General features: G+C 70.9%; 20 protein-coding genes. 12 read left to right on the top strand and 8 right to left on the bottom strand.

Features of this window, described 5'->3' with window-relative positions; all coding sequences use genetic code 11:
* The first annotated feature begins 10 nt into the window (after positions 1 to 10).
* The 7 genes from G9272_RS36935 to G9272_RS36905 all read left to right on the top strand — a co-directional run bounded on the left by G9272_RS36935 (position 11) and on the right by G9272_RS36905 (position 5,741).
* Positions 11 to 1,078, top strand: a complete 1,068-nt coding sequence (locus tag G9272_RS36935) for an aromatic ring-hydroxylating dioxygenase subunit alpha (RefSeq protein WP_171400561.1) — start codon at positions 11 to 13, stop codon at positions 1,076 to 1,078.
* Positions 1,075 to 1,248 (top strand): hypothetical protein, encoded by a 174-nt coding sequence (locus G9272_RS36930; protein ID WP_171400560.1) that lies wholly within the window; start codon positions 1,075 to 1,077, stop codon positions 1,246 to 1,248. The genes G9272_RS36935 and G9272_RS36930 overlap by 4 nt, the downstream gene beginning before the upstream one ends.
* Positions 1,245 to 2,180: a PDR/VanB family oxidoreductase gene (locus G9272_RS36925; protein WP_171400559.1), complete on the top strand. Its 936-nt coding sequence runs from the start codon at positions 1,245 to 1,247 to the stop codon at positions 2,178 to 2,180. The genes G9272_RS36930 and G9272_RS36925 overlap by 4 nt, the downstream gene beginning before the upstream one ends.
* A 162-nt stretch (positions 2,181 to 2,342) precedes the next feature.
* On the top strand, positions 2,343 to 3,314 hold the full coding sequence (locus G9272_RS36920) for an ABC transporter substrate-binding protein (protein ID WP_171400558.1): 972 nt from the start codon (positions 2,343 to 2,345) through the stop codon (positions 3,312 to 3,314).
* Positions 3,311 to 4,084, top strand: a complete 774-nt coding sequence (locus tag G9272_RS36915; protein ID WP_171400557.1) for an ABC transporter permease — start codon at positions 3,311 to 3,313, stop codon at positions 4,082 to 4,084. Before G9272_RS36920 ends, G9272_RS36915 begins: the two co-directional genes overlap by 4 nt.
* Positions 4,081 to 4,899, top strand: coding sequence for an ABC transporter permease (locus G9272_RS36910; protein ID WP_171400556.1), 819 nt, complete (start codon positions 4,081 to 4,083; stop codon positions 4,897 to 4,899). Before G9272_RS36915 ends, G9272_RS36910 begins: the two co-directional genes overlap by 4 nt.
* Before the next feature lie 20 nt (positions 4,900 to 4,919).
* Complete coding sequence (locus G9272_RS36905; protein ID WP_171400555.1) at positions 4,920 to 5,741, top strand: ABC transporter ATP-binding protein; 822 nt, start codon at positions 4,920 to 4,922, stop codon at positions 5,739 to 5,741.
* Between the two features lie 58 nt (positions 5,742 to 5,799).
* On the opposite strand, the gene G9272_RS36900 is transcribed toward G9272_RS36905, so the two are convergent.
* Positions 5,800 to 6,468, bottom strand: coding sequence for an MmyB family transcriptional regulator (locus tag G9272_RS36900; protein ID WP_171400554.1), 669 nt, complete (start codon positions 6,466 to 6,468; stop codon positions 5,800 to 5,802).
* Positions 6,469 to 6,759: 291 nt separating this feature from the next.
* Here G9272_RS36900 and G9272_RS36895 point away from each other — a divergent pair, with 291 nt between their 5' ends.
* Together G9272_RS36895 and G9272_RS36890 are read left to right on the top strand one after the other, a co-directional pair.
* Complete coding sequence (locus G9272_RS36895) at positions 6,760 to 7,365, top strand: helix-turn-helix domain-containing protein (protein WP_171402337.1); 606 nt, start codon at positions 6,760 to 6,762, stop codon at positions 7,363 to 7,365.
* Between the two features lie 32 nt (positions 7,366 to 7,397).
* Entirely contained in the window at positions 7,398 to 7,922 is a 525-nt protein-coding gene (locus G9272_RS36890) for a toxin-antitoxin system, toxin component (RefSeq protein WP_171402336.1), read from the top strand.
* Positions 7,923 to 7,971: 49 nt separating this feature from the next.
* On the opposite strand, the gene G9272_RS36885 is transcribed toward G9272_RS36890, so the two are convergent.
* Positions 7,972 to 9,003: an alpha/beta fold hydrolase gene (locus G9272_RS36885; RefSeq protein WP_171400553.1), complete on the bottom strand. Its 1,032-nt coding sequence runs from the start codon at positions 9,001 to 9,003 to the stop codon at positions 7,972 to 7,974.
* 239 nt (positions 9,004 to 9,242) lie between these two features.
* On the opposite strand from G9272_RS36885, the gene G9272_RS36880 reads away from it, so the two are divergent.
* Positions 9,243 to 9,503, top strand: a complete 261-nt coding sequence (locus G9272_RS36880) for a hypothetical protein (RefSeq protein WP_171400552.1) — start codon at positions 9,243 to 9,245, stop codon at positions 9,501 to 9,503.
* 24 nt (positions 9,504 to 9,527) lie between these two features.
* On the opposite strand, the gene G9272_RS36875 is transcribed toward G9272_RS36880, so the two are convergent.
* Positions 9,528 to 10,229, bottom strand: a complete 702-nt coding sequence (locus tag G9272_RS36875) for a 4'-phosphopantetheinyl transferase family protein (RefSeq protein ID WP_171400551.1) — start codon at positions 10,227 to 10,229, stop codon at positions 9,528 to 9,530.
* A complete protein-coding gene (locus G9272_RS36870) occupies positions 10,226 to 11,086 on the bottom strand; it encodes a metallophosphoesterase family protein (RefSeq protein ID WP_171400550.1) in 861 nt (286 codons plus the stop codon). Before G9272_RS36870 ends, G9272_RS36875 begins: the two co-directional genes overlap by 4 nt.
* A gap of 349 nt (positions 11,087 to 11,435) precedes the next feature.
* Between G9272_RS36870 and G9272_RS36865 the strand changes: the two genes are divergently transcribed.
* Positions 11,436 to 12,587: an ATP-grasp domain-containing protein gene (locus G9272_RS36865; protein WP_171400549.1), complete on the top strand. Its 1,152-nt coding sequence runs from the start codon at positions 11,436 to 11,438 to the stop codon at positions 12,585 to 12,587.
* A 146-nt stretch (positions 12,588 to 12,733) separates the two neighbouring features.
* A complete protein-coding gene (locus tag G9272_RS36860; RefSeq protein ID WP_171400548.1) occupies positions 12,734 to 14,422 on the top strand; it encodes a fibronectin type III domain-containing protein in 1,689 nt (562 codons plus the stop codon).
* A 353-nt stretch (positions 14,423 to 14,775) separates the two neighbouring features.
* On the opposite strand, the gene G9272_RS36855 is transcribed toward G9272_RS36860, so the two are convergent.
* The 4 genes from G9272_RS36855 to G9272_RS36840 form a co-directional block, all read right to left on the bottom strand.
* Positions 14,776 to 16,026 (bottom strand): alpha-L-fucosidase, encoded by a 1,251-nt coding sequence (locus tag G9272_RS36855; RefSeq protein WP_171400547.1) that lies wholly within the window; start codon positions 16,024 to 16,026, stop codon positions 14,776 to 14,778.
* A gap of 79 nt (positions 16,027 to 16,105) precedes the next feature.
* Positions 16,106 to 19,189 (bottom strand): alpha-mannosidase, encoded by a 3,084-nt coding sequence (locus G9272_RS36850; protein ID WP_171400546.1) that lies wholly within the window; start codon positions 19,187 to 19,189, stop codon positions 16,106 to 16,108.
* A 101-nt stretch (positions 19,190 to 19,290) separates the two neighbouring features.
* Entirely contained in the window at positions 19,291 to 20,628 is a 1,338-nt protein-coding gene (locus G9272_RS36845) for a 6-phospho-beta-glucosidase (RefSeq protein ID WP_171400545.1), read from the bottom strand.
* Positions 20,625 to 21,389, bottom strand: coding sequence for a DeoR/GlpR family DNA-binding transcription regulator (locus G9272_RS36840; RefSeq protein ID WP_020129352.1), 765 nt, complete (start codon positions 21,387 to 21,389; stop codon positions 20,625 to 20,627). The genes G9272_RS36845 and G9272_RS36840 overlap by 4 nt, the downstream gene beginning before the upstream one ends.
* Positions 21,390 to 21,494 lie beyond the last annotated feature (105 nt).

Genomic DNA, 21,494 nt, shown 5'->3' with positions numbered 1-21,494 from the left:
GGACCCGCTCATGCCGCACATGACTGCTTTTGCCAGGAACCAGTGGTATGTCGCCGCCTACAGCACCGAGGTAGGGCGCGAGGAGTTGCTCGGCCGGACGATTCTGGGTGAGCCGCTCGTCTTCTATCGGACCGAGGAGGACGGGACGCCCGTCGCGCTGCACGACCGCTGTGTGCACCGCCGCTTCCCGCTCTCGGAGAGCCGGCTGGACGGCGACCGCATCGTGTGCGGCTACCACGGCTTCACCTACGACACGACCGGCGCCTGTGTGTACGTGCCGGGGCAGAAACGCATCCCGCGCACCGCCCGGGTCACCGCCTACCCGGTCGTCGAGCAGGACTCCCTGGTGTGGGTGTGGATCGGCGACCCGGCGCTCGCCGACCCGCAGACCATCCCGCGCGCCCGGCACCTCGACGCCCCCGGCTGGACCACCGTCCAGGGCATGGAGCCCATCGACGCGGACTACGGGCTGCTCGTCGACAACCTCCTCGACCTCTCCCACGAGACGTATCTGCACGGCGGCTACATCGGCACCCCCGAGGTCGCCGAGACGCCGATCACCACCGAGGTCGACGAGGGCGCGGGGATCGTGCGGGTGAGCCGGCACATGGACGACGCCGAGTGCCCGCCGTTCTACGCCCGTTCGACCGGCATCGAGGGCCGGATCACCCGCTGGCAGGACATCGAGTACCACGCGCCCTGTCTGTACCTGCTGCACAGCCGTATCGCGCCGGTGGGCGTCCTGCCCGAGGCGGACGGCAGCGACCCGAACGGCTTCCACACCGAGATCACCTACGCGATCACGCCGTCCGCCGACGGCAAGGTGTACGACTTCTGGATGGTCTCGCGGGACTGGGCGACGGACGACGACGAGGTCACCGCGTTCCTGCGCGGCAACAACCACACGGTGGTCATGCAGGACGTCGACGCGCTCAACCTCCTTCAGCGGACGCTCGGTTCGGAACGCGCCGGCTACCAGGAGCTGAGCATCAACATCGACACCGGCGGCCTGGCCGCGCGCCGTATCCTCGCCCGGCTGGTGGAGGAGGGCGACAAGCCCGTGGAGAAGGCCCTGTGAGCACCGGTCCCACCGGCGAGATCTACCGCATCGACTGGCTGCCGGGCACCGACGTGCTGCACGGCACCTGTCACTGCGGCGCCGAGCACACCTCGCAGGATCCGATCGAGATGTGGGAGTGGATGCTCGGCCACCCCGAAGGACACCAGCCGCGAGGAAGCGACTCATGAGCGTGTACGAAGCCGAACTGGTCGTCGCGGGGCGCGAGTTCGCCGCCGACGGGGTGCTCGCCCTCACCCTGCGCCACCCGCTGGGCGAACCGCTTCCGGCCTGGGAGCCGGGCGCCCATGTGGACCTCGTCCTCGGCCCGGAGCTGGAGCGCCAGTACTCGCTGTGCGGCGATCCGGCCGACCGTTCCGCGTGGCGGATCGCGGTGCTGCGCGAGCCGGCCGGGCGGGGCGGATCCGCGTATGTGCACGAGCAGTTGAGGCCGGGCGACAAGGTACGGGTGCGCGGTCCGCGCAACCACTTCGCGCTGCGCCCGGCGGCCCGCTACCGCTTCGTCGCGGGCGGCATCGGGATCACCCCCATCCTGCCGATGCTGGCGGCGGCCGAGGCGGCGGGCGCCGAGTGGACCCTTCTCTACGGCGGCCGCACCCGCGAATCCATGGCGTTCGCCGGGGAGTTGGCGCGGTACGGCGACCGGGTCACCGTCGCCCCGCAGGACGAGACGGGTCTGCTCGACCTCGGTTCCGTGCTCGACGCGCTGCCCGAGGGCACCCTCGTCTACTGCTGCGGCCCGGGTCCGCTGCTGGACGCCGTGGAGGAGCGCTGTCCGGCCGGCGCGCTCCAGGTCGAGCGGTTCCAGGCGAGGAAGCAACCGGCGGGTGAGGACGGCGAGTTCGAGGTCGAGCTCGCGCAGAGCGGCCGGACGCTGACCGTCGCGGCGGGCGTGTCCGTGCTGGACACCGTGCGCGCGGCGGGGGTCGAAGTCCTCTACTCCTGCACGGAGGGCACCTGCGGCACCTGTGAGACCGACGTGCTCGAGGGCACGCCGGAGCACCGGGACTCCGTGCTCGGTCCGCAGGAGCGGGAGGCCGGGGAGACGATGATGATCTGCGTGTCCCGCTGCCGGGGAAGGAAACTCGTCCTGGACCTGTGATCCGAGGGGCGGGCCGCCGGCGCCCGACTGTCAACAATTTCGTCAGCCAAAACCATTGACCCCGTCGGACGGCGGGCTCTACGTTCCCTGCACGCCAGTTGAGCACTACTGTGCGGTGTGCGCACAGCCTGTCGGAACACCGTTGTCTGCACAGGAGGAGCCTTGCGTCGTCTGCTCGCCGGTCTCGCGGCCGGCACCTTCCTGCTCGTCACGGCGGCCTGTGGCTCGTCCGACGACTCCGGTACGTCCACCGGGAGTTCGTCGTCCACAGGCACCACGACCGTCAAACTCGGACTCATCCCCATCGTCGACGTGGCGCCCGTCTATCTGGGCGTGAAGCAGGGCTTCTACGAGAAGCACGGCCTGAAGCTGTCGATCACCACCGCGCAGGGCGGCGCGGCGATCGTGCCCGGAGTCGTCAGCGGCCAGTTCCAGTTCGGCTTCAGCAACATGACCTCCCTGATGGTCGCGCAGTCCAACAGCGTGCCCGTGCAGGCCGTTTCGAACGGTATCGCCTCAACGGGCGTGCAGGGCAAGGACTTCGGCGCGATCACGGTGAAGAAGGGCAGCCCGCTCACGTCCGCGAAGGACCTCGAGGGCAAGAAGGTCGCCATCAACACCCTGAAGAACATCAACGAGACCGCGGTGCGCGAGTCGGTGCGCAAGGCGGGCGGCGACCCGGACCGGGTGAAGTTCGTCGAGCTTGCCTTCGACCAGATGCCCGCCGCCCTGGACAGCGGGCAGATCGACGCGGCGATGGTCGTCGAACCGGCCCTGGCGACCGTCAAGAGCCAGGGCGGTGTGGAGATCGCCTCGCCGCTGGTGGACGTGGCGCCGAACCTCACCGTCGCCATGTACTTCACCTCCACGCAGTACGCGCAGAAGAACCCGGACGTGGTGAAGAAGTTCCAGGAGGCCACCGCGGAGTCCCTCGCCTACGCCGACGCGCACCCGGACGAGGTCCGCGGGATCGTCACCACCTACACCAAGATCCCGACGTCGGTGCTGGCACAGGTGACGCTGCCCAAGTGGCCCGCCGAGGCCGACCGTTCGTCGATCGAGGCGCTGGAGAAGCTGGGCGAGCAGGACAAGCTCTTCAAGTCGACCCCGGACCTGGAGAAGCTGCTGCCGTGAGAGGCGCGAACCTCGCACTCGGTACGGCCGGACTCGCGGCCTTCCTCGCCCTGGGCGAGGCGGTGCCGCGGCTCGGGCTGGTCAAGGAGGCCTACTTCCCGCCGACCAGCCGCATCGCCGACGCGCTGGGCGACGAACTCGCCGACTCCGCCTTCTGGACGGCGCTCGGCGACACCCTCACCGGCTGGGCCCTCGGTCTGGCGATCGCGGTGGGCGCCGGGATCGTGGTCGGCGTGATCGTCTCGGTCGTCCCGCACCTGCGCGAGGCGACGGCCTCGACCATCGAGTTCCTGCGCCCGATCCCGTCGGTCGCCCTGATCCCCCTCGCCGTGCTGCTGTACGGCACCGAACTGCGCTCGGTCCTGCTGCTGGTCGTCTACGCCTCCTTCTGGCAGATCCTGATCCAGGTCCTGTACGGCGTGCAGGACGTCGACCCGGTCGCCGAGGAGACCGCGCGCTCCTACGGGCTCGGCACCTGGGCGCGGGTCCGGCATGTGCTGTGGCCGACCGCGCTGCCGTACGTCATGACCGGCGTGCGGCTCGCCGCGGCCGTCGCGCTGATCCTCGTCATCACCGCCGAACTGGTCATCGGGGCACCGGGGTTGGGCGCGCGGATCGCGGTCGCGCAGACCTCGCAGGCGGTGCCCGAGATGTACGCCCTGATCGTGGTCACCGGGGTGCTGGGGCTGCTGATCAACGTGGGCGCCCGGACGGTGGAGCGGCGCGCGCTGGCCTGGCACCAGTCGGTGCGCGGGGAGGTGGCGCTGTGACCGGCACATCCCCTGTCCGAGCGGGGTCGGGAGTCTGGCGGCGTGTCCTGCTGCGGCTGCTCTTCACGCTCGCTCTGCCGGCCGTGCTGGTCACCGCGTGGTGGGTGGCGTCCGACGGCAGTACGAACGTGTACTGGCCGCCGCTGCGGACGATCCTGGAGGCCTTCCCCGACGTGTGGACGGGAGAGCGGCTGCGCGCGGATGTGCGGCCGAGCGTGCTGCGGCTCCTCGGCGGTTACGCGACGGCGGCCGTCGTCGGGATCGCGCTCGGCACCGTCATCGGCTCCTACCGCCGGGTGCGGGCGGTGTGCGAGCCGGTCCTGGAGTTCCTGCGGGCGGTGCCGCCGCCCGTCCTGGTGCCGGTCATCATGCTGTTCGCGGGCATCGGCGACACCATGAAGGTCGTCGTGATCGCGAGCGGATGTGTGTGGCCGGTCCTGCTCAACACGGTTGAGGGCGTACGGGCGGTGGACCCGGTGATGGCGGAGACGGCGCGGGCGTACGGCATCTCGGGTGTCGCCCGGTTGCGCAGCGTGGTGCTGCCGTCGGCGAGCCCGCAGATCTTCGCGGGACTGCGCCAGGCGCTGTCGATCGGCATCATCCTGATGGTCATCAGCGAGATGTTCGCCGCGAGCAACGGGCTCGGCTTCACCATCGTGCAGTTCCAACGGGGTTTCGCCATCCCCGACATGTGGACCGCGATCCTGGTGCTCGGTCTCCTGGGCTTCGTCCTGTCGGTGCTCTTCCAGGTCGTCGAGCGTCGGGTGCTCGGCTGGTACCACGGTCTGCGCGCATCCACCCGGCGGTCCCCGTGACCCTCGCGAAAGGGCGTTCCATGCACCCGCGTCTTGCAGTGTCCGGCCTGCGGAAGGTCTACGAGGGGTCCGGGCGCCGGGTCGAGGCGGTGCGCGACCTCACCTTCACCGTCGAGGCGGGTGAACTCGTGTGTCTCGTCGGCCCGTCGGGCTGCGGCAAGACGACCCTGCTGAAGTGCATGGCCGGGCTGCTCACACCGACCTCCGGCGAAGTGCTCCTGGAGGGACGCAGGGTGACCGGGCCGCCGCCGGACATGGCGTTCGTCTTCCAGGAGTACGGGCGGAGCCTCTTCCCGTGGATGCGGGTCGGCGAGAACGTCGAACTGCCGCTGAAGCAGAAGGGGTTGCCCAAAGGCCGACGGCGGGAGCTGGTCGCGGACGCCCTGCGCTCGGTCGGCCTGGAGGACGCGCTCTCCGCGTACCCGTGGCAGCTGTCGGGCGGGATGCAGCAGCGGGTGGCGATCGCCCGGGCGCTCGCCTACGAGCCCCGGGTCCTGCTGATGGACGAGCCGTTCGCCGCCGTGGACGCGCAGACCCGCGCCGACCTGGAGGACCTGGTCCGGGGACTCTGGCGGGAGCGCGGGATCACCATCCTGTTCGTCACGCACGACATCGACGAGGCCGTCTACCTCGGCGAGCGGGTCGTCGTCCTGTCCGCCTCGCCGACGGTCGTCCGGGAACAGCTGAAGGTCGATCTCCCGGCGGAGCGCGACCAGTTGCACACGCGGGTGGCCCCGCGCTTCGCGGAACTGCGGACCCATGTGTACGAGCAGATCCAGGCGGCGAAGCGCGGCACTCCCGTGGACCGCCTCACGAAGTCGGACGTTGTTCCACCGCACTGAACGTGCGCGCGGTGCCGACCAGGGCGCCGTCGGCGACCTGAACGCCGACGGTGCCCGGTCAGGCCTCGGGGGCCGGGACCACGCTGAGGTGGCTCGCGGTACGGCGCGCGCCGCGTGTCCTGCGGGGCACGGGGGCCGGGCGGGTGGACCGCAGCACCATCGTCAGCCGGGTGTATCCCATGTCGTGCAGAGTCCTGGGGGTGTCGCCGACGATGCGGCACTCCGTGGCGCCCCAGCGCGGGTCGGGATGCAGAAGGGGCCGGACCGCCCCGTCGTGCTCGACGGCCTCCTCGCCGACCGCGCGGATCCAGTGCGGCAGCCCGTGGCGGTAGGCGGCCTCCATGATCGGATCCTGGGCGATGTCGCGGCGGATCGCCTGGAGCCCGTGGTCGTGACCGTGCCGCTCCACGGCCGCGGCGAACCGGGCGAGCATCGGCAGGCACCAGCCGGCCTCGTGGTCACCGAGGACCGAGGGGGCGTCGGGATGGAAGAGGACGAAACGGAGGAAGTTGTCGCCGGGCAGGGCCGTCGGATGCGGGCCCACCTCCCGGAAAAGTGACGCGAAAGCGTCGTTGGAGAGAACGACGTCCCAGCGGTGGTCGAGGACGACGGACGGGAAAGGGACGGCCTCCAGGTATGTGGCGTAGTCGTGCAGGTACGCCTGGGCCTCGAGACTCTCGGGGACGGGCCGCGGTGCGGACCGCTGCCCTCCTGCCTGATATGCCATCGGGAGGTCACCCCTCTTGCCTATGCGGCCTTCACGCGGCGCCCCGATCCTGCTGCCCCGACGCGAGCGGTGTCAACTATCGTGGCATTCCGTGCTGGTTGACGGCTGAAATTGGCCACAGTTGTGGCGAGACCTGGATGTGAGTTCGAAAGACCGGCTACTCTCCACGCAGTTCACGGCGACCGTCCGTTTTGGTGATCGTGTGCCTGTGAGAGGGACGTGAGAGACCTAGGAGACCTGTCGGTGTCGGAGGATGGCTTCGAGGTTCCGGGCGCCGCGGCGACGGTGCTGATGTCGGCCGTCGTCGCCCGTGTCGCCGCGCTCGCCGACCGGCTCGGCGTGCCGCACGCGGAGGTCTTCGGCACCGGGCGGCTGTCCGTCGCCTCCGGTGTCCCGGAGTCGGTGGTCAAGGCCCTGCTGAGCGGCCGGCCCGCCGGTGAGCCCGATGTGCAGGCCCGCTTCCTCCAGCGCCTGGACCTGCTGCGCCGCACCCGGCTCAAGCCGAACGGCCGTAAGCACACCCAGCAGGAGATCGCCGACGGCGCCGGCATGTCGCGCCAGCAGGCGGGCGCCCTCATCAACGGCGACCGACGGCCCACGATGGAGCACTGCGACGCCCTCCAGCGCTTCTTCCGGGTGCACGCCGGCTTCCTCACGGCCGAGGACCCGGAGGCGCTCGCGGGAGCCCTCCAGCACATCGAGCAGGAGCTGCTCCAGAAGCTCGCCGCGCGGGAGGCGGCCGCGGCCGCCGAGGACCCCCTGGAGCGGCTGCTCCAGGACCACGGCGTGCGCGGGATCGCGTGGCGGGCCGCCCAGCTGCCCACCGACCAGCACCGCGACAAGGTCGCCGAGTGGCTGGACATGCTTCTGGAGAGCGTGAAGCGGCCCGAGTCGTGATCCGGGGGAGAACTGTGAGCATCGCCAGGGAAATGCGCCGTCTCAGCGGCGAGTTGGTCGCGGAACTGACCCTGCCGGCGCCCGCCGTGCCGGCCGACCTGTACACCGCCCTGTGCGACGGGATGAGCAGACGGCGCGGCCGCCCCGTGCACTTCCGCATGGCCTCCTTCCCGGCAGACACGGCCAGCGGGCTGTGGCTCGACATGGCCGACCAGGACCTCGTCGTCATCGAGGAACGCACCGCGCCTGAGCACCAGTTGGTGATCCTGGGCCACGAGCTGTGGCACATGAAGGCGGGCCACTGCGGCCACCACGTCGAGGGCGCCGCGGTCGCGGCCCGTTTACTCAGCGACGGGGCGGATCTCCAGGCGACGGTGCGCAGCGTCGCCGCGCGCACCCGTTTCGACCTGACCGACGAGAGGGAGGCCGAGAGCTTCGGCCTGCTGCTGGCCAGCAAGTGCCGGACCTGGCTGCCGGGTTCGTCGCCGCGGGAACGGGGCCAGCGGGACCACCTGGCCGGCCGCATCGAGGCGTCGCTGGGCTATCTGGGGCCGTAGGACCGCGTTCCCGGCCGACCACCGCCTTCCGGGCCTGTTCGTACGGCCGTCAGGTCGCGCTGCGCTCGCTCGCCCCGCGCAGGTCCCGTTCCGTGCCGTCCTGCGCACCCGTCGCCCCCGTGCCGGGCCCGCCCTCGCGCAGGAGCCGGCGCCAGTGGTCGCGGCTCCAGTCGGCCGGGGCGGTGGTACGCGTGAACTCCTCGACGAGCGCGCGGAACCGGGCGGGGTCGCTGTGGAACGGAAAGTGTCCGGCCCCCTCGAAGATCTCCAGCCGGCTGCCGGGCATCGCCTCGTGGGCGCCGTACGCGTGCCGCACGGGCACCACGCTGTCCCGGTCGCCCCACAGCAGCATCGTCGGCATGCCGGCCGTCAGATAGCAGCGGTCGAGCATGGTCACGACCTGGCCGCGCCAGTCGACGACGGCGCGCAGGGTGCGGATGAAGGCGTTGCGCGCGGTCTCGTCCGGCAGGGCGTCGACGAGGTGGAGCAGATCGGGGGCGTCCTGGCCGAGATCGGTGTCCAGCAGCTTCATCAGACCGACGGCGAGGCCGACCTGGAAGCGCGCTCCCGGCAACCGGAGCGCGGACAGCGCCAGATGGGCGCCCGGCAGCGAGACCAGCCGCAGGGCGGGGTTGACCTCGCGGCCGACTCCGCCCGCGCTGACGAGGATCAGCCGTTCGGTGCGCTCGGGGAACTGGTAGGCGAACTGCATCGCCACTCCCCCGCCCAGCGAGTGCCCGACCAGGGTCGCCGACTCGATGCCGAGCGTACTCAGCAGATCGCGCAGACCGTTGGCGTACGCGGCCACCGAGTAGTCGGCACGGGGCTTGTCGGAGGCGCCGTGGCCGAGGAGGTCGGGGGCGATGACGGTGTGGGTGCGGGCGAGGTCGGGGATCAGTTCGGCCCAGGTCTGCGAGGAGTCGCCGATGCCGTGGATGAGGACCAGCGCCGGGCCCTCGCCGGCCATGCGGAAGGCACGACGGTAGCCGTGCACGACCCGGTGACGCAGCTCCAGTTCTCCGTCGCCCACCGTGCGCAGACGGGTGCCGCGCGCCGGGCGCCACTGCGGGACATCGACCACCCGCTCGCCTCCTGTTCCCCTGGCCGCCGGCGGTCCGCCGAAAGCCCTTCACCTCAGCGTAGAACCCCTTTCGGCCAGGGGATTTCAAGGAGGTTTCGCCTCCGCTAAGCGGGCGAACCGAGGTCGGGTCAGGCCGGATTGTCAGTGGTGGGCGGCAAGCTGGGGGATGCGCCGCCGCACGGGGGCGTACGCGCCGTCGGGCGCGGGGGACACGACGCCGACACGGGGAGAGCCGACCGATGCCCACTGCTGTACTGACCGACCGCGAGCGCACCGCCGTACAGGCCTACCTGAGGCTGCTGCACACCGTACGTGCCGCCTTCGGCGACGAGGGGGACGGCGAGGGCGTCGGCGCCCCCGGTCCGCCGCAGGACCGGCTGCCCCCGGTGGTCCCGCCCGCCGTCCTGGCCGAGGCGGAACAGGCCCTGGCCGCCGCGGGCCTGGCGGGCAACGAGGAGGAGTTCTTCCGGCTGCTGCACCACTGGTGCCCGGGCCAGTGATCCCCGGGCGGTGCGGTCGCCGCCTCAGCCGTGGTGCACGGTGACGGCCGTGGCCACCAGCCCCCGCCGGACGCTCCAGCGGCCGTCGAAGTGCCCGAGCCGGTGGCCGCCGACGACCGGTCCGGGGACGAGCAGCCGGGCGCGGAAGACGCCGTCCGAGCCCCCGGCAGGACCGGTGGCGGTGGCGGGGGTGAGGTCGATGTCCGCCTCGCTGAAGTCCAGCCACTTGCGGGTGAGGGGGAACCACGCCTTGTAGACGGATTCCTTGGCACTGAACAGCAGCCGGTCCCAGTGCACCTCGGGACGCTCCGCGGCCAGCCTGCCGAGCCGCTCCACCTCGGCGGGCAGGGCGACGGCGGGCAGGACGCCCTCGGGAAGGGGCTCGTGGGGTTCGGCGTCGATGCCGAGGGAGGCCAGGTCGGCGGCCCGGACCAGGGCGGCCGCGCAGTAGCCCTCGCAGTGGGTCATGCTGCCCGTCAGGCCGTCCGGCCACTGCGGGGCGCCGCGCTCGCCGGGCAGCACGGGCTGGGCGGGCACGCCGAGCTTCTCCATGGCGCGCCGGGCACAGGAGCGTACGACGGTGAACTCGCGGCGGCGCTTGGCGACCGCCCGTGCCACCAGCGCCTCCTCCTGCGGGTACAGGGGCGCGTTCCCGAACTCGCGGACGCCCTCCTCGCCGAAGGCCTCCACCGCCACCACCGACTCCGGCAACAGTTCCTCGATCACTCGGCCCCGGCCTCCCTGGGCAGGATGCGGCGCAGCCGGCCCGGCGGCTGCGCCCGCTTGCGCCATTCCCGGGGGTAGCCCACCGACACCTCCTCGAAGCGGACGCCCTCGTGCCAGGTGGTCCGCGGGATGTGGAGATGGCCGTAGACCATGGTCTCGATCCGGAATCTGCGGTGCCAGTCCGCCGTGAGCCCGGTGCCGCACCACATGGCGAACTCGGGGTGCCACAGCACGTCCATCGGGTGCCGGTGCAGGGGGTAGTGGTTGACGGGGACGACGGGCAGGTCGTCGGGGATCTCGGCGAGCCGCCGTTCGGTCTCGGCGACGCGGGCCCGGCACCAGGCCTCGCGGGTCGGATACGGGTCGGGGTGCAGCAGGTACTCGTCGTTGCACACGATGCCGGTGCCCTCCGCGTACGCCAGGCCCTCCTCCTTGGTGGCGCAGCCGGCCGGGAGGAACGAGTAGTCGTACAACAGGAACAGCGGCGCGACCACGACCGGGCCGCCGGGGCCCTCCCAGACCGGGTAGGGGTCCTCGGGTGTGGTGACACCCAGGTCGCGGCAGACCTCGACGAGGTGCTCGTAGCGGGCGACTCCGCGCAGGGTGACCGGGTCCGTGGGATGGGTCCACAGCTCGTGGTTGCCGGGGACCCAGACGACCCTGCGGAAACGGCCGGCGAGGGTCTTGAGCGCCCAGCGGATGTCGGCCACGTTCTCCGAGACGTCGCCGGCGACGAGCAGCCAGTCCTCGTCCGACTCCGGGGCCATGGCCTCGACCAGGGCGCGGTTCTCCGGATATCCGATGTGCAGATCGCTGATGGCCAGCAGTTGTCCGGCGCCACCGGCCGTAGACGTCACCTTCCGCCCCCGCTCACAAGCCCACTCTCCGCATTCTCACGAATACACCAGTGCCACCACGAGAACACATTCACGTCTGCGGTACAAGGTCGGACCGGGTCTCCCGCCGGGCTCGGACACCGCCCCACCTGCGCCGTAGCGCGCTTCTACCCGAACACGCGCCGCACGTGAACAAGATCGGAAAATCCGTAACACGGGCGTTGCACGCCGCACCCCCGGGAACCCGTATGATCGCCCCAACACCACCGCCATGGACGTCCCTTCCGCAGGGCGGTTTGGTGACCCACCAATCCCCCTGCCCGGGCCGGGCCCGCTTTGCCCTGCCCGCGAACCGTGAAAGGCGGCCTGCATGGTCTCTCGCGTACGCGTCTGGCTCAACCGCACGTACGCGGAGAACGTGTTCTTCACGGATCAGCTGCGACGAAATCCCAGCGATCGCGCGGTCGAGATCCACGCCACGCACGGTGACGCCGACTCCCCCGTACTGGCCGCCGCCGACACCGCCGAGCTGGAGCCGGAGGGCCTCTCCCCGGCCGCGTACGTCGAGTACGCCCTCGCGCAGTGCAAGCGCCGCAGCATCGACGTGTTCGTGCCCCGGCTGCACCAGGCGGCCGTCGTGGCGCACCGGGCCGACTTCGACGCGGTCGGCACGGCCCTGCTGGCGCCGCCGCCGGAGGCCGTCGCCGTCTTCCACGACAAGGTGATCGCGTACGAGGCCGTGCAGGCGATCGGCGTGCCCGTGCCGCCGTGGTTCCGGGTCCGGACGGCTGACGAACTCGTGGCCGCCGTCGAGGAGTTGGAGGGGGCCGGGCACCGGGCGTGCTTCAAGCCGGCGTCCGGCGCGGGCGGGGTGGGCTTCCGGGTGATCACCCGTACCCCCTTCTCGCTGATGCACCTCAGCGGCTTCCCGAGCCCGTACGTCCAACTCGACATGGTGGTCGAGGCGCTGACGCGGGCCGAGGAGCAGGGCGAAGAGCAGATCGACTGGCTGGTCATGCCGCGCCTGGAGCAGCCGGAGGTGTCCGTGGACTGCCTCACCGGCCCGGACAACATCCTGCGGATGGCCATCGGCCGGACGAAGAACGGCCGCCGCCGGGGGTTCACCCTGCACGAGCAGTGGCTGGAGCCGGCCCGCCTCATCGCCGAGGGCTTCGGGCTGCACTACCTGTCCAACATCCAGTTCCGGATGTTCGGCGACCGGCCGGTCCTGATGGACGTCAACACCCGCCCGGCCGGCGGACTTCACCAGCTGTCGCTGTGCGGTGTCAACGCCCCTTGGGCAGCGGTGCAGTTGGCGCTCGGTGAGGACCCGGGCGAGATCGTGCCGCCGTTCCTGGGGCAGGACTACACGGTGGTGTCGGGGCCGCGTCCGCTGCGCGCGGTCACGCTGCCGCACCAGCGGGTGGAGGAGGCCGCCGAGCCGCTGCTGTCGGCCGTGCCCGCGCCCGCCGGCTCCGTCGAGGTGACCACGGCGGGCGCCGCGCAGGCGCTGCCGCTCTAGGAAAGACCAGGAAGGACATTTCCCTCACCGGTATGGACCAATTCCGTCTCTCACCTTGACAGGCGGATTGGTCCATACCAACTTTGTTGCGCACCCCTTGCACTCCCCTGCACTCCCGAACACCCCCATTCCTTCAGGGAGATCGCGTGCGCACCAGACCCCTCGGACGCCCATGGCGTCGATTCCTCGCCCTGCTCGGCACCGCCGGTCTCGCCCTCGCCGGGGCCGTGGCCCTGCCGGGCACCGCTCAGGCGGCCAACATCCTGACCAACCCCGGTCTCGAGTCGGGCGCCCTCTCGCCCTGGTCCTGCACCGGCAACCTCGGCTCCGTCGTCTCCTCGCCCACCCACAGCGGCTCCAAGGCCCTCGCGGGGGCGGTGAGTTCGAGTGACATCGCCAAGTGCAGCCAGACCGTCCCGGTCCAGCCGAACACCACGTACGCGCTCACCGGCTGGGTACGCGGCTCCTACGTCTACCTCGGCGTCGACGGCGGCGCCTCCACCTGGACGTCGTCGCCGTCGGCGTACAGCCGGCTGTCGGTGTCCTTCACCACCGGGGCCTCGCAGACCAGCGCCACGATCTACGTCCACGGCTGGTACGCCCAGGGCACCTACTACGCCGACGACGTCAGCCTGGACGGGCCGGGCGGCGGAGGCGGCTCGGACACCCAGGCGCCGACCGCGCCGGGCGGGCTGACCTCGACCGGCAGGACGTCCTCCAGCGTGTCGCTGTCCTGGAACGCCGCCACCGACAACGTCGGCGTCACGGGTTACGACGTGTACAGCGGGTCCGCCAAGGTGCTCACCGTCTCCGGTACGTCCGCCACGGTCAGCGGGCTGTCCGCGAGCACCGGGTACACCTTCACCGTGAGGGCACGGGACGCGGCCGGGAACACCTCCGGGGCCTCCAACTCCGTGAGTGTCACGACGAACGCGGGCGGCGGTGGCGGGACCGGGTTCAAGCAGGCCGCGCCCTACCTGTTCGAGGGCTGGGGCGACCCGCCGAGCGTGTCCACGGTGATGAGCTCGACCGGCATCAAGTGGTTCACGATGGCGTTCATGCTGGACGGCGGCGGGTGCAGCCCGATGTGGGACAGCAACCGGCCGCTGACCGGCGGGGTCGACCAGAGCGTCATCAACCAGGTCCGCTCGGCGGGCGGTGACATCGTGCCCTCGTTCGGCGGCTGGCAGGGCAGCAAGCTCGGCGCCAACTGCTCCTCGGCGAGCGCGCTGGCGGCCGCGCTCCAGAAGGTGATCGACGCCTACTCCCTCAAGGCGATCGACATGGACATCGAGAACACCGACGAGTTCGAGAACGAGGCCGTGCAGGCGCGGATCCTCACCGCCCTGAAGACGGTCAAGGCCAACAACCCCGGTCTGAAGACCATCGTCACCTTCGGGACGTCGACGACCGGGCCGACCTACTACGGCAACCGTCTCATCGAGCAGGCCAAGTCGCTCGCCGCCGACATCGACGTCTTCACCATCATGCCGTTCGACTTCGGCGGCGGTTCGGACATGTACGGCAACACCGTGAACGCCACGGAGGGGCTGAAGAACAAGCTGAAGTCCACCTTCGGCTGGGACGACGCCACCGCCTACGCCCACATCGGGATCTCCGGCATGAACGGCCTGTCGGACCAGCAGGAGAACACGACTCCGGCGATCTGGACTTCGATCCGCGACTGGGCCAACTCCCACCACATCGCCCGGCTCGCCTACTGGGCCGTCAACCGCGACCGGCCCTGCCCGGGCGGTGGCGTGGTGAGCAACTGCTCCGGCATCAGCCAGAGCACCTGGCAGTTCACCTCGATCACGGCCGGCTTCACCGGCTGAGCATCCCCGACGCGAGCGAAAGTCCCCCGGACCACGGTCCGGGGGCTTTTTCGGCGACCGGGGGACTTTTTCGGCGAAGGGTGTATCAGGATCCGGGGGGCTCGCTCTTAAGAGTGAAGGGCCCCACGGGGGAGCAACCGGGGAAGCACGGGGCTCCAGGGGGAAGCACAGGGATCAACGGGGGAAGTCCGGGAATCGACGGGGGATTCCCGGCGGTACGGGGGATCGGGTCGGTCGGCCGCTGTCACGGGGAGCGACCGACCGGCCCGAATCGCTGTGCCCCGCCGGTCGTACGGCCGACTCGACGGCCCCCGGCTCACGCGACCCGGGCCAGGCGCGGCCGGCGGGGTGCCTCAGAAGCGTCCCGACCCCCGGTACAACTCCAGTTCGCCGTCCAGTTCCAGGGCGAGGACCGTGGCGTGCGGGTCCAGGTCGGAGCCGGCCGGCGGGTCGATCCACAGCACACCGACCGCCTCGTGCAGTCCACCGACGACACGGTGGGCGAGTTCCGTTCCGGTGCCGAGGACGGTGACCTTGCGGACCGGCGTGACCAGTCCCCGGACGCCGATCTCGGAACGCGGGATGTCGAACAGGGTGAGGTAGAGGGTGCGGCGGTCGGCGGAGAGGGTGCTGGGCCCGTAGTGGTGTCCGGCCGGGAGCCCCCGCACCGTCCCGTACACGGCCTCCGCATGCTTGCGGATCCACTCCCCCAGGCCTTCGAGGCGCTCGACCTGGGGCTGCGGGATGGTGCCGTCCTCCATCGGGCCGACGTCGAGCAGCAGATTGCCGCCGCCACCGATGGTCTCGGCGAAGTAGCGGACCAGCTGGGTGAGCGACTTGTGGTTGTGGTCGTGGTGCTGGTAGCCCCACGAGTCGTTGATGGTGAGGCACAACTCCCACGGCCCGGCGGGGGGTTCGATGGGGGCGCCCTGTTCGGGGGTGGCGTAGTCGCCCTCGCTGAGCATGCGGGCGTTGAAGACGACGTCCGGGGAGTAGGAGCGGATCAGCGCGGCGAGTTCCTTGATGCGCCACTGCTCCTCGCTGCGGTCCCACTCGCCGTCGAACCACATCAGGTCGGGCCGGTAGCGGGAGGCCAACTCGCGGATCTGACCGTCCCGGTAGGCGAGGAACCGCTCCCAGGCCTCGAGGTCCTCGTCCTCGGCGGAGCACTCGGAGTAGCGGTTGTCCTCCATCTCCGGCGGGCGGCCCGGCTTGCGGGTGCTGGCGTAGTCCGGGTGGTTCCAGTCGGAGTGCGAGTAGTACAGACCGACCTTGAGGCCCTTCTCGCGCAGGGCGTCGGCGTAGCCGGTGAGATGGTCGCGGCCCAGATTCAGATCCCCGTACGCCGTGTCCCACAGGGCGACGCCGTCGTGGTGGCGGCTGGTGAGGACGGCGTAACCGGCGCCGGCGCGGGCGAACAGGTCGGCCCAGGCCCGCGGATCGTAGTGGGCGCCGGTGAAGCGATCGAGCTGGGACATGTACCGGTCGTGGGGCACGATGTCGTCGTAGAACGACCAGGACTCCTGGACGCCGTCGACGGCGTAGATGCCCCAGTGGACGAAGATCCCCAACTTGGCGTCGGTGAACCAGGGTTGCATGGGCACAGCTGAACTCCTCCGCAGAGCAGGGCACTTCAGGGCAGGGGCGGGCGCGCACCGAGTCGCGCCCGCCCCGGGGCCGCCGCTAGCGGCCGGTGACGGCGCGTTCCAGACGGAGCGTCAGAATCTGGAACGGCCGCAGTACGACGGCCACCGCGCCGTCCTCGCCGACGACCGCGGGCTCCAGCGGCCGCTCGAGCAGGTCGGTCACCTGGGCGCCCGCGAGCGGGAAGCCCGTGCGCAGGGTGCCGGTGGAGCGGCCCCCGCGGGACTCGTAGAGCCGGACGACGACATCCCCGGACTCGTCGTCGGCGAGCTTCACCGCCTCGACGGTGACTCCCTCGCCGTCCACCGAGACGACGGGCTCGGGGGTGGCGTCCGCCGCGTCGGCCACGCGCAGCGGGAGGTTGAGGGAGTAGCCCTCGGCGACCGCGTCCTCGATGCTCGCGCCGGGGAGCAGCGCGTAGCTGAAGCGGTGCCGTCCCTGGTCCGCCTCGGGGTCAGGGACCCGCGGGGCGCGGACCAGGCTGAGGCGGACGGTGGTGGTCGTACCGCCGTCCTCGCGGACCGTGCGGGAGACGTCGTGGCCGTAGGTGGAGTCGTTGATGACCGCGACGCCGTAGCCGGGCTCGCCGATGTGCACCCAGCGGTGGCCGGAGACCTCGAAGCGGGCCGCCTCCCAGCTGGTGTTGGTGTGGGTGGGGCGCTGGATGTGGCCGAACTGGATCTCGGCGGAGGAGTGCGGCGCCCGGATGTCCACCGGGAAGGCCGCCTTGAGGATCTTCTCCGCCTCGTGCCAGTCGATGTCGGTCTCGAAGTCGACGCGGGGGCTGCCGGCACGGAGCGTGATGGTCTGGGTGATCGTCGAGCCCTTGCCGAAGGAGCGCGTGACCCGGATCGCGCCGACGAGCGGGTCCTCCTCGACGACCGTCACCGCGTCCGGCTCCAGCAGGTCGGTGTACCGGTTCTGGTAGTGCTTGTCGATGTCCCAGGCGTCCCAGTAGTTCGGGAGGTCGGTGTGCAGGCGGAGCAGGTTGCCCTGGTCGGCGAGGACCTCACGGTCGGCCCGCAGATCGTAGACAGAAGACAGTGTGCCGTCTTCCGCGACCTGTACACGAACCAGCCCGTTGTCGAGGACACACCCGGAGACCGTCACCGGCTGCGCGGGGCGCGCGTCGGCCAGCGGCGCGCTGCCGCCGGCGGGCACCTCGACGTACGCCGGCGCGCCCTCGGGCGTGCGGACCACCTCGGCACGGCCGTACGGGCTGGTGTTGAACACCCGGAGCGAGCCGCCCGGCTGCCGCTCGTCCGGTCCGCCGCCCAGCGCCGCGACCGCCTCGGCCGTCAGCACCTCCAGCTCCTCGGCGACCCGCGCGTACTCGGCCTCCGCCTCGCGGTGCACCCAGGCGATCGAGGAGCCCGGCAGGATGTCGTGGAACTGGTGGAGCAGCACCGTCTTCCAGAGCCGGTCGAGCTTCTCGTACGGGTAGGCGTAGCCCGGCGCGTGCAGTGCGGCCGTCGTCGCCCACAACTCCGCCTCGCGCAGCTTGTGTTCACTGCGCCGGTTGCCCTGCTTGGTGCGGGCCTGGGTGGTGTACGTGGCCCGGTGCAGCTCCAGGTAGAGCTCGCCGACCCAGACGGGCGCGTCCGGGTACTCCTCGCGGGCCTTCGCGAAGAACGCGTCGGGGTGCTCGACGACGACCTTCGGCGAGCCTTCCAGGTCGGCCAGCCGGCGCGCCCGCTCCATGATCTCGCGGGTGGGGCCGCCACCGCCGTCGCCCCAGCCGAAGGGGGCGAGGGAACGCGTACCGGCGCCCTTCTCCGAGTAGTTGCGCACCGCGCGGTCCATCTCCTCGCCGCTGAACCGCGCGTTGTAGGTGTCGACGGGCGGGAAGTGCGTGAAGATGCGGGTGCCGTCGATGCCCTCCCACCAGAAGGTGTGGTGGGGGAACTTGTTCGTCTGGTTCCAGGAGATCTTCTGGGTGAGGAACCAGTCGTTCCCGGCGAGCTTGGCGAGCTGCGGGTAGGCGGCGTTGTAGCCGAAGGAGTCCGGCAGCCAGACGCCCTTGGTCTCGATGCCGAAGTGCTCGATGAAGAACCGCTTGCCGTGGACCAGTTGGCGGGCGATCGCCTCGCCGCCGGGCAGGTTTCCGTCGGACTCGACCCACATGCCGCCGACCGGCGCCCACTGCCCCTTCTTCACCGACTCCTGGATGCGCGCCCACACCTGCGGGTAGTTGTCGCGCACCCACTCGTACTGCTGGGCCTGCGAGCAGGCGAAGATGAAGTCGTCGTACTCCTCGGCGAGCGAGGTGACGTTGGAGAAGGTGCGGGAGGTCTTGCGCTTCGTCTCGCGGATCGGCCACAGCCAGGCGGAGTCGATGTGCGCGTGACCGACGCCGGAGATGGTGTGGGCGCTGGCGTGGGCGGGGCTGGCCAGCACCGGCGCGAGGACCTCGCGGACGGCCGCGGCGCTGCCGGAGACGTCGTCCAGGTCGAGGGCGTCCATGGCGCGGTCCAGGGCGTGCATGATCTCGTGCCGGCGCGGCTCGTGCTCGCCGAGGTGGACCATGAGTTCGCGCAGCACCTGGAGGTCGAGGTCGAGGTGCCAGACCTCCTCGTCGAGGACGGCGATGTCGGCACGGCGGAATGTATACAGTGGACGGTCGCCTGCCGTCAGTACATCGCCCAGCAGGGTCGGGCCCGCGAAGTCGTTCGCCAGGATGTCCGGGTTGGAGGCCGCCTCGACCAGGTAGTCGATGGTCTCCCCGCCCGTCGCCGGGTTGCCGATCGGCACGTACTGGTTGAGCGGGTTGACCGCCTTCAGCGGCGTCCCGTCGGCGAGGTGGACGAGGGCCTCGGCCTGGTTGCCGGGCCAGTCGCCCACGAAGCCGAGGTCGATGACGGCCTCGACGCGCTTGCCGGCCCACTCCGCGGGCACCTCCCCGCGCATCCGGAACCAGGTGGTGCCCCAGGGCGGGCCCCACGGGGTGTCCATCGCGAAGGGCTCGTAGGCGGCGGCCGCGGCCTCCGCGAAGGGGACGGGCTCCCCCGGTGCCTGCCAGGCCTCGACCTCGAAGGGCACGCGGGCAGCGTAGATCGCGGGCTTGATGCGCTGGTTGTGGACGCGCTCGACGCGCTCCTCGATGCGGCGGCGTTCGTCATGCATGGGGAATCTCCAGAGAGGGACCACGAGGGGCGGGGAGGCCGTGGGGCCGCGGGACGAGCCGGGCGGAGAGAAGCGCGGGGAAAGCGCTTTCCCTCCGGGGCTCACCTAAGGTACGCCAGCCCGGGATGGACGTCGGTGTAGCCCTCGACCAGCTTGCGGGCCACGTTCACCGAGTCGACCAGCGGATGCAGCGCGAACGCCTTGACGGCCGTCGTGCGGGAGCCGGACTCGGCGGCGGCCAGCACCTCGCGCTCGACGCCCTTCACCGCGCAGACCAGCCCGGTGGCGTGGTCGGGCAGCGGGGCCACGGTCACCGGATGCGCGCCGTTGGCGTCGACGAGACAGGGCACCTCGATGACGGCGTCCGCGTCGAGCACCGAGAGGGTGCCCTGGTTGCGGACGTTGAGGATCAGCGTGGTGCGCTCGTCCCGGGCGATGGCCCGCATCAGGGCGAGGGCCACCTTCTCGTAGCCGCCGGAGAGATCGTCGGCCTCGCGCTCGCCGGCGCCGGCCGTCTCCCGGTTCTCGGCCATGTAGGTGGCCTCGCGTTCGGCACGGGTGCGGTCCCAGGCGGTCAGGGCCGCCGCGTCGGGGCGCTTCATCTCCTCGTAGAAGCGGGCCTGCTGGTCGGCCAGGAAGGCACCGCGGGTCTTCTCGACCTGCTGGTAGGCCCGTACGGCTTCCCGGTTGAAGTAGTAGTAGTGCAGATACTCGTTGGGGATCGCGCCGAGCGACTGGAGCCAGTCGACACCGAACAGCTTGCCCTCCTCGAAGGAACCGAGCAGGTCGGCGTCGGCGAGCAGCCGCGGGAGCTCGTCGCGACCGGCGACCCGCAGTCCGCGGACCCAGCCGAGGTGGTTGAGACCGACGTAGTCGATCCACGCCTCCTTCGGGTCCGCGCCGAGCACGCGGGCGATCCGGCGGCCGAGCCCGACCGGCGAGTCGCAGATGCCGATCACCCGGTCGCCGAGGTGACGGGACATGGCCTCGGTGACCAGGCCCGCCGGGTTGGTGAAGTTGATGACCCAGGCGTCGGGGGCCAGACGGGCCACCCGCCGGGCGATGTCGACGGCGACGGGGACCGTCCGCAGACCGTAGGCGATGCCTCCGGCGCCGACCGTCTCCTGGCCGAGGACGCCCTCGGCCAGGGCCACCCGCTCGTCGTTCGCGCGGCCTTCGAGGCCGCCGACGCGGATCGCGGAGAAGATGAAGTCGGCGCCGCGCAGGGCCTCGTCGAGGTCGGTGGTGGCGGTCACCCGGGGCGCGTCGGGGACGACGGCCGCCTGCTCATTCAGTACACGGGCGACTGCATACAGTCGACTGTCGTCCAGATCGTGCAGAACGACTTCCGTGACCCGGCCCTCGGCGCGGTCCGTCAGGAGCGCCCCGTACACGAGCGGCACCCGGAACCCGCCGCCGCCCAGAATCGTCAGTTTCACGCTTGCACCTTTCCTGCCACGACCACCTCGACGCCCGCCTCCTCGAAGGAGGACCGGGTCGCCGGATCGACCGGCGTGTTCGTCACCACCACGTCCAGGTCCTCGGGACCGCAGACCTTCGCCATGCCCGTACCCGGGAACTTCGCCGAGTCGGCGAGCAGGACGACCTTGTCACCGGCCTTGATCATGGCCCGCTTCACCGGTACCTCGACGACCGTCGTGTCCATCACCTGCCCGCCCGGGCGCACTCCACTGGTCCCGAGGAACAGCCAGTCGGCATGCAGCTGGCGCAGGTTGTCCTCGGTGAGGAAACCGACCAGGGAGCGGTACTCGCGGCGGACCATGCCGCCGAGCAGCACCAGCTCGATGCCCTCGTCGTCGGCGAGCTCCTCGTAGACCACGAGGTTGCTGGTGATGACCGTCAGCCGGCGGCCGTGCAGCTGCCGGGCCAGGCGGTAGGCGGTGGTGCCGATGTCGAGGAGGACCGACTGACCGTCGGCGACCATCGCCGCCGCATGGGCGGCTATGGCGTCCTTCTCGCCCACCCGCACCTCGGCGACCTCGGCGAAGGGCTGGTCGCCCTCCTCCGCGACGGCGCCGCCGTGCACCCGGGTGAGCAGGCCGTCCTCCTCGAGTTTCACCAGGTCACGCCTGATCGTGGCGGGGCTCACACCCAGCTGCTCGGAGAGATCGGTCACGGCCGCGGGGCCACCGGAGCGCAGGGCCCGCAGGATGAGTTGATGTCGTCGTTCTGCCAGCACGGCGTGAACACTACTCGTCATCTTCAATCAAATCTATGCTCACTTCTGCTGAGGTATTGACCAATGTCGCCGAGGGGCGCACGATTCCGGTCACCGAATTGAAGA

This window comes from Streptomyces asoensis (genome assembly GCF_013085465.1).
GTDB classification, from domain to species: Bacteria; Actinomycetota; Actinomycetes; order Streptomycetales; family Streptomycetaceae; genus Streptomyces; species Streptomyces cacaoi_A.
Note: the sequence above shows the minus strand (reverse complement) of the source record. Positions and strands in the feature narration are given on the sequence as shown.